This is a genomic window from Paraneptunicella aestuarii (genome assembly GCF_019900845.1).
In the GTDB taxonomy this organism is placed as follows: domain Bacteria; phylum Pseudomonadota; class Gammaproteobacteria; order Enterobacterales; family Alteromonadaceae; genus Paraneptunicella; species Paraneptunicella aestuarii.
On sequence record NZ_CP074570.1, the window covers coordinates 811,296 to 823,510 of the forward strand.

General features: G+C 45.7%; 11 protein-coding genes. All 11 read left to right on the top strand.

Annotation, left to right across the window (positions count from 1 at the left end; translation table 11 throughout):
• Window positions 1–98 precede the first annotated feature (98 nt).
• The 11 genes from iscR (at window position 99) to der (ending at window position 12,164) form a co-directional block, all read left to right on the top strand.
• Window positions 99–572: a Fe-S cluster assembly transcriptional regulator IscR gene (iscR, locus tag KIH87_RS03450; RefSeq protein WP_232360139.1), complete on the top strand. Its 474-nt coding sequence runs from the start codon at window positions 99–101 to the stop codon at window positions 570–572.
• Between the two features lie 34 nt (window positions 573–606).
• Window positions 607–1,758, top strand: coding sequence for an IscS subfamily cysteine desulfurase (locus KIH87_RS03455; RefSeq protein ID WP_232360140.1), 1,152 nt, complete (start codon window positions 607–609; stop codon window positions 1,756–1,758).
• 200 nt (window positions 1,759–1,958) lie between these two features.
• Window positions 1,959–2,390 carry a nucleoside-diphosphate kinase gene (gene ndk, locus KIH87_RS03460; protein ID WP_232360141.1) on the top strand — a complete coding sequence of 144 codons (432 nt, stop codon included), beginning with the start codon at window positions 1,959–1,961 and terminating at the stop codon, window positions 2,388–2,390.
• Window positions 2,391–2,678: 288 nt separating this feature from the next.
• Window positions 2,679–3,815 (top strand): bifunctional tRNA (adenosine(37)-C2)-methyltransferase TrmG/ribosomal RNA large subunit methyltransferase RlmN, encoded by a 1,137-nt coding sequence (locus KIH87_RS03465; protein WP_232360142.1) that lies wholly within the window; start codon window positions 2,679–2,681, stop codon window positions 3,813–3,815.
• 93 nt (window positions 3,816–3,908) lie between these two features.
• Window positions 3,909–4,940: a type IV pilus biogenesis/stability protein PilW gene (pilW, locus tag KIH87_RS03470; RefSeq protein ID WP_232360143.1), complete on the top strand. Its 1,032-nt coding sequence runs from the start codon at window positions 3,909–3,911 to the stop codon at window positions 4,938–4,940.
• A gap of 17 nt (window positions 4,941–4,957) precedes the next feature.
• A complete protein-coding gene (locus KIH87_RS03475; RefSeq protein ID WP_232360144.1) occupies window positions 4,958–6,121 on the top strand; it encodes a RodZ domain-containing protein in 1,164 nt (387 codons plus the stop codon).
• Between the two features lie 42 nt (window positions 6,122–6,163).
• Window positions 6,164–7,282, top strand: a complete 1,119-nt coding sequence (ispG, locus tag KIH87_RS03480; RefSeq protein ID WP_232360145.1) for a flavodoxin-dependent (E)-4-hydroxy-3-methylbut-2-enyl-diphosphate synthase — start codon at window positions 6,164–6,166, stop codon at window positions 7,280–7,282.
• A 172-nt stretch (window positions 7,283–7,454) separates the two neighbouring features.
• Complete coding sequence (gene hisS / locus KIH87_RS03485; RefSeq protein WP_232360146.1) at window positions 7,455–8,741, top strand: histidine--tRNA ligase; 1,287 nt, start codon at window positions 7,455–7,457, stop codon at window positions 8,739–8,741.
• A gap of 30 nt (window positions 8,742–8,771) precedes the next feature.
• The gene (locus tag KIH87_RS03490) at window positions 8,772–9,401 is read left to right on the top strand and encodes a YfgM family protein (RefSeq protein WP_232360147.1); all 630 of its coding nucleotides are present in this window, start codon (window positions 8,772–8,774) and stop codon (window positions 9,399–9,401) included.
• Between the two features lie 31 nt (window positions 9,402–9,432).
• Entirely contained in the window at window positions 9,433–10,686 is a 1,254-nt protein-coding gene (gene bamB / locus KIH87_RS03495; RefSeq protein ID WP_408635786.1) for an outer membrane protein assembly factor BamB, read from the top strand.
• A 32-nt stretch (window positions 10,687–10,718) separates the two neighbouring features.
• Window positions 10,719–12,164, top strand: coding sequence for a ribosome biogenesis GTPase Der (der, locus tag KIH87_RS03500; protein WP_232360148.1), 1,446 nt, complete (start codon window positions 10,719–10,721; stop codon window positions 12,162–12,164).
• Window positions 12,165–12,215 lie beyond the last annotated feature (51 nt).

Sequence of the window (12,215 nt, forward strand, 5' to 3'; positions counted from 1 at the left end):
TTCTTTACAGACCCGAGTCGGCTTTGGCTCCTTTGGAATACTTGACTGATTTAGTCAGGTATGTGACTATCCTTGGCAACTCAACCAAGGCAACTGTTATGAAACTTACTTCCAAAGGTCGATACGCTGTAACTGCGATGCTGGATGTAGCGCTGCATTCTCAGAAAGGCCCTGTGTCGCTGGCAGATATCTCTGTCCGTCAGGCGATCTCCCTATCTTATCTTGAACAGTTGTTTGCCCGTTTGCGTCGTGAAGAATTAGTTTCCAGTGTTCGAGGCCCCGGTGGTGGTTATCGCTTGGGTAAAGAGCCTGAGATGATCTCTGTTGGTCAGGTGATTCGTGCCGTTGATGAGACCGTTGATGCTACTCGCTGTTCCGGTGCGGCTGATTGTCAGGGTGGAGAGCGTTGCCTTACACATAGCCTTTGGCAAGATTTGAGCGAGCGAATCGCAGTATTTCTTGATAACATCACGCTCGGAGAGTTGATGTCTCAAGCTGATGTGAAGAATACTGCGGATCGTCAGGACAGTAAGACATCATCCAGAGAAATTGAAATTAGCATGCAACTGTAAGGGTTGTGCAAAGTTCTTCTGAGTAAGGTTCTTTATGTCTGCGCCTATTTATCTTGATTATGCTGCTACGACGCCAGTCGATCCCGCTGTGGCAGAGTTAATGTCGAAATACCTCACAATGGATGGATGTTTTGGTAATCCATCATCACGTTCTCATCGCTATGGCTGGCAAGCCGAAGAAGCGGTTGAGGAAGCTCGGGAACAAGTGGCTAACCTTATCAATGCCGATCCCCGAGAAATTGTATTCACTTCCGGTGCGACCGAATCCAACAATCTTGCGATTAAAGGTGCGGCTCAGCAATATCAGGAGAAAGGCAAACACATCATCACGTTAAAGACGGAACATAAAGCCGTGTTGGATACTGTCGAGTGGATGGCAGAGCAAGGGTTTGATGTGACGTTTTTGGATGTGCAAGCCAATGGCATGTTGGATATGGAGCTGTTTGCCAAAACGCTGAGAGACGATACGGTGTTGGTGTCTGTGATGCAGGTAAACAACGAAATTGGCGTTATCCAGGATATTAAGACTGTCGTTTCTTTATGTGCTGAACGTGGCATTTTGGTGCATGTTGATGCGGCTCAGGCCACGGGAAAACTACCCATTGATGTACGTGAGCTGGGCGTTGATTTGCTATCCATTTCTGCTCATAAATTTTATGGCCCCAAAGGTATTGGAGCGCTTTACGTTAAGCGTAAGCCTAAAGTGAGGCTGGTTGCTCAGACTCATGGCGGTGGGCATGAACGTGGTATGCGTTCGGGAACCTTGGCAACGCATCAGATTGTTGGCTTGGGTGAAGCCTGTCGTTTAGCTGGTGAAAAATTGCAAGCGGAAGCGCAAAGGATTCTCAACCTGAAACAGCGCTTTTGGCAGAAAGTGCAATCATTACCTAATGTATTTGTGAATGGTGAGCAGTCGGCTGCCGTTGCGGGCATTATAAATATCAGTTTTGCCGAGGTGGAAGGTGAAGCCTTGTTAATGGCGTTGAAAGATGTTGCTGTCTCTTCTGGCTCTGCCTGTACTTCTGCCAGTCTTGAACCTTCCTATGTGTTAAGAGCATTAGGCGTTGAAAATGAACTGGCACATGCCTCTATTCGATTCAGCTTTGGTCGTTTTACCACTGAGCAAGATGTTGATAGAGCGGCTGATATTGTGATTGATGCCGTTAGCAAGTTACGTCAGGTTTAGCTTGCTGTTCAGGTTAAACAGTGAGCTTAAAGTCTCTGATTTCACGATGGTTTATTATTTTTGCCCAGGCTTAATGAACAAGCCTGTGAATAAAATGATGCAGAAAAGTTGAAAAAAAAGCTCGCAAGGCATAGGCACGGCTATTTTTATTGCATATAATCCGCGCCGTTTTTTTGAATTAAGCAAATTGGAGCCGATTCATGGCACTTGAACGTACTTTTTCTATTATCAAACCTGATGCCGTGGCTAAGAATGTCATCGGTGCGATCTACAACCGTTTTGAAACTGCTGGCTTGCGCATTGTTGCATCTAAAATGGTGCATTTGAGCAAAGACAAAGCGGAAGGTTTTTACGCAGAACACAAAGAGCGTCCTTTCTTCCCTGCATTGATCGAATTCATGACTTCTGGCCCTGTAATGGTTCAAGTACTTGAAGGCGAAGACGCAGTAAGAAAAAATCGTGAAATCATGGGTGCAACTAACCCTAAAGATGCATTGGCTGGTACTTTGCGTGCTGATTTCGCTGAGTCTATCGACGAGAATGCTGTTCACGGTTCAGACGCACCTGAGTCTGCGGCGCGTGAAATCGCTTATTTCTTCGCTGACGAAGAGATTTGCCCTCGTACTCGTTAATCTGCGATACAAAATAAGTCATCAGGGCGCTTAATGCGCCCTTTTTGCGCTTTGTTTTGTGCTTTTTGCTGAGGCGTTTTTCTAATCTTGATTCCTTATTAGCGACTCAATATTCGAAAGACATTTTTGAAACGCACTTTCAAAAGACATGATAGGACAAATTCTATAGTCGCTTTTTACACTATAAATTTGTACAATATTTCGCCTTTTTGCGAGCTTTTGACTAAACCTGTTAGCTAAGCTTGTATTTAGACAACACCTGTAACACCTAAGACTGAGGATAACAGCATGACAGCAGTGGCGCTGCCGAGCAAAACCAACCTGTTGAATTTCGACAAGCAAGGCTTGCGTGAGTTTTTTGCCAGCATTGGTGAAAAGCCTTTTCGTGCTGATCAGGTTATGAAGTGGATTTACCACAATGGTGAAAGCGACTTCAATAACATGACTAACCTCAATAAAAATTTGCGGGAAAAGCTGATTAATACCTGTGAAGTGAAAGCGCCCGAAATTTCCTTTCATAAAGAAGCGCGTGACGGCACTATCAAATTTGCCATGTTGCTGGAAGGTGGACAGGAAGTAGAAACTGTCTGGATACCAGAATCGGATCGCGCCACATTGTGTGTGTCTTCCCAGGTGGGTTGTGCCTTGGAATGCAGCTTCTGCTCTACCGCTCAGCAAGGTTTTAACCGTAACTTGTCGGTTGCTGAAATTATCGGTCAGGTTTGGCGTGTTGCTAACTTTATCGGGTTGAGCAAAGACACCTCCAAGCGTCCTATTACCAATGTGGTGATGATGGGCATGGGTGAACCCTTGTTGAATATGAAACATGTTGTTCCCGCCATGCGCTTAATGATGGATGACTTTGGCTTTGGCTTGTCCAAGCGCCGCGTTACCTTGAGTACCTCTGGTGTCGTTCCGGCATTGGATATGTTGGGCGATCAAATAGATGTTGCTTTGGCCATTTCATTGCACGCTCCCAATGATTCATTGCGTGATGAATTAGTACCGGTAAACAAGAAATATCCTATTAGTGAGTTTTTAGCCTCAGTTCGTCGTTATTTGACTAAATCCAATGCCAATCAAGGCCGTGTGACGGTTGAATACGTTATGCTTAATGGCGTGAATGACAGCATGGATCAAGCCCATGAGTTGGCTAAGGTATTGAAAGACACGCCGTCCAAGATCAACCTTATTCCTTTTAATCCTTATCCTGGTTCGCCTTATACCTGTCCGAGTAATTCTCGTATTGACCGCTTCTCCAAAGTCTTGATGGAATATGGCTTTACTGTTGTAGTGCGCAAGACTCGCGGCGATGATATTGATGCGGCCTGTGGTCAGTTGGTTGGCGATGTGATCGACCGTACCAAACGTATGATGAAGAAACAGTCGAAAGGGGATGCCATTCAGGTTGCGATGCAGTCGTAATACTTGAATATTTATCCTATCTATTCGATTTTTCTTAGGTATTATATAAACTGTTTTTAAATCATACGATTACATTCTATGTGGAAAGTCTCCATGGATGCAACGCTACAAGTCGGAGCTCGCGGTAAATTGAATATCCGTTGGCATAAACTAGTCAAATCTTTATTAGTGGCTATAGGTCTCTTGTATCTAGCGGGATGCAGCTCCAGTTCTTCGTCTGTTCATCAGAATGTGAATGAAGTGGAAGCGGCGAAAACGCGTGTTTCTCTTGGCTTAACCTATCTTAAAAATGGCAACTATACTCAGGCAAAAGCGAATCTGGACAAAGCGCTGAAATTTGCTCCCGGGTTAGTTGATACCCATTTCGCCCTTGCCTATTACTATCAATCTGTCGATGAGCCTCGCCTTGCTGAACAATATTATCAACAGGCGTTAAGGCTGGATGATGAAAATGCCGACTTGCTGAATTCTTATGGTGCGTTTTTGTGTACTCAGGGAAGCTATGCTCTGGCTGAACGATATCTGCTCCAGGCCATTAATTCTCAGCAATATGCACATACAGCCGGTTCCTATGAGAATTTGGCCATTTGTAGTCAGGCTCAAGCCAAGATTTCTCAAGCCATTGATTATTTGAAGACGGCCTTAAGCCATGAACCAGGCAGAGTGAAAAGTGCTTTTCTGTTGCTGGAAATGACGGTGTCTGCGCAACGTTGGCAAGATGCCAAGGATGCGTTGCAACGATTTGAAAAATTGGCTCCGGTCTCGGCTCGTTCTCTTGAATATGCGATTGCGATAGAGCAGGGGCTTGGAAATCAGGATGTTGCCAATGGGTATCGAGATATGTTGCAGCAGTTGTACCCGCAATATGAGCCGTCCCGTTTGATTGATGTAGCTGAGGAAACCAGCAAAGGTATTGAAAACGCTACCACAATGAATAACGGCGAATTGGAAAAGCCTGCGTTGTCAGATAGAATCCACGTGGTTCAGCCTGGAGAGAACCTATATCGCATATCGTTGAAATATAATGTACGTATGCAACGTCTTATTGAGTGGAACGGGTTAAGCACAAACTCACAGATTAAAGTTGGAACACGATTGATTGTTTCAGATCCTAACGCTAAATAGCGGGAAAAGTAGTAATAATGAGTAACGAAACACAGGACGATATTGAATTAATTAGCCCGGGCTCGATATTGAAGACTGCCCGTGAAGAGCAGGGGCTTACGCGTGAAGCCGTTGCCGATAAGTTGCACCTGCGCTTACAGATTATCGTTGATTTGGAAGAAGATAATTATTCGGCTGACATTTCTGCCACTTTTACTCGCGGCTATATCAAATTGTATTCACGCTTGTTGGGATTGGATTACAACAAGGTGTTAGAAGCTTATCAGCAGATGAATGCACAAGAGAAAGAGCCGGCAAAATTGCAGAGCTTTTCTCAAAAAGTGTCGAAACAAGCCAGCGATCAACGTTTGATGATGTTTACTTATTTCATCATCATTATTGTCTTGGCATTGGTTGTGATGTGGTGGTTGCAGCAAGGGCAATTTAGCACGAGTCTGTCTAGTAAGAGCTCACCTGCACAAACTTCCCAGAAGCAGACGACTTCAAGTCAATCAGCTAAAACGAATACAAGCAGTATGAGTCATGTGGCTGAACGCCAAAAAAATCGTGAAGAATCAGAGCTAAACACGGATGCTCCGGATGCTGATCGTATGGAAACATCGGAAACATCAATCAGTTCTGATGAGCTGGATTATTCATCTGACACTGGCGCGCCGTTTGAATCTGATAATGTGTCTGTGGCTGATTCTAAGGTTGAACAAGTCGTTGAAGATGCTGATGAAGCGTTGGCTGGTGCTAATGTGCGTGCTACGCAAGACAGTTCTTTAGCGGGCGACTCGCTACAAGAAATCACGAGGCAGGAAGATAGCTCTCAATATGCTGACGTGACTAGTGAAGAGATAACAAGCTCAGATATGAACGATTCTTCTACAGATTCAATGACTGCAGAGGAACAACCTGAGGCACAGGGTGATAGCCAAGTGGTTATGTCAGACCCTGTTGAATTGGTATTCACCTTTGCAGGCGATTGCTGGGTCAAGATCACTGACGCAACCGGAGAAGATATTGCTTACGGTGTGAAAGCGTCAGGTCGTGTTATGCCTGTGTCGGGTATCCCGCCTTTTGAAGTGGTGTTGGGAGCACCTGAGTCTGTACAAATCACCTTTGCCGGTGAGCCTGTCGATATGTCTCGTTTTAGAGCGGGATATACAGCGCGTTTTGAATTACCTCTTGGCGAATAAATTGCAGATGCTCATAGTGGAAATAGTGGAGTAAATACCTCAATGCAGACAGAGTCGCCTATCACGCGTCGTGAATCGACGCGGATTAATGTCGGAAATGTTCCCATTGGTGCTGGTGCACCTATTGCTGTGCAGTCTATGACCAATACTTCCACCACTGATGTGGACGCTACTGTCGCGCAAATTAATCGAATTGTGGCGGTTGGTGGTGAAATTGTGCGCGTGTCTGTGCCTACTATGGATGCCGCAGAAGCGTTTAAAGTGATCCGTGAGCGAGTGAATGTGCCACTGGTCGCTGATATCCATTTTGACTATCGTATCGCACTTAAAGTGGCTGAATATGGCGCTGATTGTCTTCGTATTAACCCGGGGAATATCGGTAACATGGAGCGTGTGAAAGCCGTTGTTGATAGTGCGAAAGACAAGAATATCCCTATTCGCATAGGCGTTAATGCCGGATCGCTGGAGAAAGATTTGCAGGAAAAATATGGTGAGCCAACACCGGAAGCGCTGGTGGAATCGGCAATGCGCCATGTGGATATTCTCGACAAATTGAACTTTGATCAGTTTAAGGTCAGCGTTAAGGCGTCAGATGTTTTTCTGGCGGTTGGTGCTTACCGTTTGCTGGCAAAACAAATTAAACAGCCGTTGCACTTAGGCATCACTGAAGCGGGTGGTTTTCGTGCTGGTGCAGTGAAGAGTGCGGTCGGACTCGGAATGTTACTGGCTGAAGGTATTGGCGATACGATCCGTATTTCGCTCGCCGCCGATCCGGTGGAAGAAATCAAAGTCGGATTTGATATTCTTAAGTCGCTACGCATTCGTAGCCGGGGTATCAACTTTATCGCTTGTCCAACTTGTTCTCGTCAGGAATTCGACGTTATCGCTACAGTAAATGCTTTGGAAGAGCGCTTGGAAGACATTGTTACGCCAATGGATGTCTCGTTGATTGGCTGTGTTGTCAATGGCCCGGGTGAAGCCGAAGTGTCTGATTTGGGACTTACGGGTGCTCGTAATATGAGCGGTTTTTATCTGGATGGTAAGCGACAAAAAGAACGTTTGCCCAATGACCAGTTGGTCGAGATTCTGGAACAGAAAATCAGAGCAAAAGCGGCTCAGTTAAGTGCCGAAAATCGTATTCCTACGCAAAATATTGATTAGTCTTTAATGATCTATCTACAGCCGGATTTACCGAGGTTCGGCTGCTCTCTATTCCCTACCTGTTTTTACATCGCATTAGCGGGCTTGAAGCGTTGTTGTTTGCCTCGAAAATCCCTATAATGCATGGCTTTTTGCTGAAACGTGGTATTTAACCCCCGAGAGATCTGACGTCGTGAGTAAAACAATCCAAGCTATTCGTGGAATGAATGATTGTCTGCCAGAGCAATCAAGGCTTTGGCAGTGGATGGAACAACAAATTCGAGATGTTGTTGCCAGCTATGGATATGAAGAAATCCGTACTCCTATTGTTGAAAGCACCGATCTGTTTAAGCGTTCAATTGGTGAAGTCACCGATATTGTGGAAAAGGAAATGTATACCTTTGAAGACCGCAATGGTGACAGCCTGACTTTGCGCCCTGAAGGCACAGCCAGTTGTGTTCGTGCGGGTAATGAGCATGGATTATTGTACAACCAGCAACAGCGCCTTTGGTATATGGGGCCCATGTTCCGCCACGAGCGTCCACAAAAAGGGCGTTATCGTCAATTTCACCAATTTGGTGTGGAAAACTTTGGCATTGCAGGCCCTGATATTGACGCAGAAGTGATTTTGTTGAGTGCTCGTTTGTGGAAGAAGTTTGGTATCGCAGACAATGTGCGTTTGGAGTTGAATTCCTTAGGTTCTAATGAAGCTCGTGCGGCATACCGTGAAAAACTGGTTGAGTATTTGTCGCAATACAAAGACAAGCTGGATGAAGATAGTTTGCGCCGTTTGGAGACCAATCCACTGCGCATTCTGGATAGCAAAAATCCAGAAGTTCAAGCTATCGTTGTTGACGCGCCTAAGCTGTCTGAAAACCTGGATGCGGAATCAGCAGAACATTTTCAACAATTATGTGAACGATTAGACGCTTTGGGTATCCAATACCAGGTTAATGAGCGTTTGGTACGTGGACTGGATTACTATAATCGTACGGTTTTTGAATGGGTTACCAAAGATTTAGGTGCTCAGGGAACCGTGTGTGCCGGCGGTCGCTATGACGGCTTGGTGGCTCAGTTAGGTGGCAAAGAAACCACAGCGGTTGGTTTTGCTATGGGACTGGAGCGCTTGGCGCTATTGCTTGAGCAGCAACAAGGATTGGCTATTCCTGATCCGGTTGATGTTTACATGGCGGCAACGGGCGATACTGCTGAAATTATGGCCGTGAAACTGGCGGAATCTCTGCGGGACGAATTACCCGGAGTGAGAATTCAGAATCACTGTGGTGGCGGTAATTTCAAGAAGCAGATGAAACGCGCGGATAAAAGTGGCGCAGCCATCGCTTTGCTCATTGGTGAATCTGAAGTTGAGCAAGGCACTATTACATTGAAATTCTTGCGTGCTGAGGCGGAGCAACAATCTGTTGCGATAGCTGACTTGGCATCGGCAGTGAAAACTGCGTTGGATAAAACAAGACTATAACAGGTACGAAGAGACCTATAGAGGATCAACATGGATCAATATAGTACAGAAGAACAACAAGTCGAAGCGATTAAAAAGTTCTGGAAAGAGAACGGTACTGCCATCGTTTTAGGTGCGGTATTAGGCTTCGGTGGCTTATGGGGATGGCGTTATTACAATGCTCAGATGATTGGTGCTCAAGAGCGTACCTCTGATGCATACAACGCAGCAGTTGAAAAACTGGGCGTTGAAGATAGCGCAGTTAATCAGGCGAAATCTTTTATTGAGAGTAATTCGGATACCCAATATGCGGTTATGGCTGCATTCCGCTTGTCAAAAGAAGCGGCAGATAAGGGTGATTTGCAAGAAGCCCGCAAGCAATTGCAGTGGATTGTTGATAATGAATCATCAATGGTTCTGAAAGAAATTGCACTGATTCGTTTAGCTCGTGTGCAAGCTGAACTGGAAGACTATTCTGCGGCTCTTGCCAGTATTCAAAAAGTCACTTCTGAGTCTCATAAAGGGACTGTTGAAGAAGTGAAAGGTGATATTTACCAGCGTCAGGGTAAGTTGGATGAAGCTGAAAAAGCCTATACGGCAGCTTTGGAAAACTCGGAAGGAAACAATAATAATTTCCTACAGATGAAGCTTGATGATTTAGCGGCTCAAAAACAAAGCTAAATAAAAGCTCAACAGTAGCAAGGGTAGTGTGATGATGCTGGGAAAACAGCTCCTTAAAATTCTTATTCCAACATTGATGTTGACTGGTTGTTCTTCTATGCCTGACTGGGCAAACCCGGGAACATGGTTTGAAGATGAAGAAGAATTGGAAATTCGCAAACTGGAGCCTATAACTCCAAAATTCACTCCTGAAATTGTTTGGGAAGCTCAAATCGGTGACGGTGTACGTCACTATTTTTCTCGCCTTAAACCCGCAGTTGGTTATGACAAAGTCTATGCTGCAAGTCGTCAAGGGGATGTTAAAGCATTCGACCAGGCTTCCGGTAAGGAAGTGTGGAGCATTAACCTGGCTGAGTTTCGTGACGAAGGCATTCTGACCGGTTTTTCCAAGCTATGGTCTGATGGTATTTCAGCCAAGGTCGCTGGTGGCCTGACAGTGGCTTATCAAACCCTGTATCTGGGTACGGAAAACGGCTTGGTGGTTGCACTGGATACTGACACTGGCGCTGTGAAATGGCAGCAAAAAGTGAAAGGTGAAGTGTTGGCAAGCCCTGTCGTTGACGAAGGTATTGTGGTTGTGAACACGGGCGCTGGCACTATGTATGGTCTGGATGCTCGTACTGGCGAAGAAAAATGGGTTTATGAATCTGAAGTGCCGCCTCTGACTTTGCGTGGCATATCTGCACCTGCTGTTGCGGCAGGTGGTGCGGTTGTCGGTACTGCATCGGGTAAATTGGCTGTTACCTTGTTGGAAACTGGTCAGGTTGCCTGGGAGCAAACTATTGCTACTGCATCGGGTTCAACCGAACTTGAGCGTATGGTGGATATTGATAGTCAGGCTTTGGTACTGGGGGGCGTTGTTTACGTCATTTCCTACAACGGTACTTTGGCTTCTATTGAATTACGTAGTGGACGAGTGATTTGGAAACGTGAGTATCGTTCCTATCGTCGTTTAAGTCTGGATGGTAATAGCCTGTTTGTGGTGGATGACAAGAGCCAAATTTACGCTCTGGATCGCCGTAATGGGGTTGAATCCTGGACTCATATAAGTTTACGTGGTCGTGAATTAACGTCGGCAACACCTGTTGGTGATTATATTGTCGTAGGTGATAAATACGGCTATTTGCATTGGTTAACTCAGAGTAACGGTGAATTGGTAGCACGCGTTGCCGTTGGGGGTGATGACGAAGATGAAAGCATCTACGCAGCCCCCATTGAAGATGGCAACATGGTGTACACACAAACCCGCGATGGTCAGTTAGTTGCCATCAAAACACCTGAATAACGTATTACTCTGAGCTGGAGATTAAGTAGAACATGCTTCCCGTGATTGCCCTGGTTGGGCGCCCAAATGTTGGTAAATCAACGTTGTTTAACCGATTGACCCAAACCCGCGACGCATTGGTTGCGGATTACCCTGGGTTAACACGGGATCGCAAATATGGTCAGGCCAAATATCAAGGTTTACAGTTTATCGTAGTGGATACCGGTGGTATCTCTGGTGATGAACAAGGTATTGATGCGGCAATGGCTGGTCAATCTCTATTAGCTGTGGAAGAGGCTGATATCGTCCTGTTTTTGGTTGATGCCCGAGCCGGTCTGACACCCGCCGATGAAGGCATTGCTAAACACCTGCGATCTTCACAGAAACCTGTGTATCTGGTTGCGAACAAAACTGATGGCATTGATGCCCATAGCGAAACCGCGGAGTTCTACCGTTTAGGTTACGAGAAAGTGTGGCATATTGCTGCCAGTCATGGTCGTGGTGTGGCTCAGTTGCTTGAAAGTACGCTGGAACCTTTGGAATCCCATTTTCCAGAGATGCGCATACCGGAAAAAACGGTTGAAACAGAGGAAGATGCGGAAACTCAAAGAGAACGTTTGCAGAATCTACCTATCAAGTTGGCGATTGTTGGCAAGCCTAATGTGGGTAAATCAACGTTAACCAACCGTATTTTGGGTGAAGAAAGGGTGGTTGTGTACGACCAACCTGGAACCACCCGCGACAGCATCTTTATTCCCATGCAGCGTGACGAACGAGAGTATGTATTGATTGATACTGCCGGGGTTCGTCGGCGCAAGAAAATCAGTGACACTGTCGAGAAGTTTTCCGTTGTTAAAACCATGCAAGCCATTGAAGAAGCCAATGTGGTTTTATTGGTTATTGATGCTCGCGAAGGGATTTCTGATCAGGATTTGAGCTTATTAGGGTTCGTGATTAACTCGGGAAGAGCGTTAGTGCTGGCTGTTAATAAGTGGGATGGTCTTGATTCTGATGTAAAAAATGACATCAAGCGCGAATTGGATCTGCGCTTGGGCTTTATTGATTTTGCGCGTTTGCACTTTATCTCCGCGAAGCATGGTACAGGTGTTGGGCATTTATTTGAGTCAGTTCAAGAAGCCTATAATGCCGCAACCAAGCGCGTTGGGACTTCTACCCTGACGCGTATTATGGAATCGGCTCAAGATGAGCATCAACCGCCATTAGTACGCGGTCGTCGCGTCAAAATGAAATATGCTCATGCAGGCGGTTATAACCCTCCTGTTGTGGTTATTCACGGTAATCAGGTGCAGGATTTACCAGAATCTTATAAGCGCTACTTGATGAATTACTTCCGTCGTTCATTGAAAGTGATGGGGACGCCGATCAAGATCGAGTTCCGTGAAGGGGATAACCCGTTTGAAGGTAAGAAGAACTCCTTAACCGTGTCTCAACAGCGCAAGCGCAAGCGTTTGATGAAGCACGTGAAGAAGAAAAAGTAATGCTTAAATAACCCTGGCAACGTAGTTGGGGTTATTTAGATCTCGTTGCTC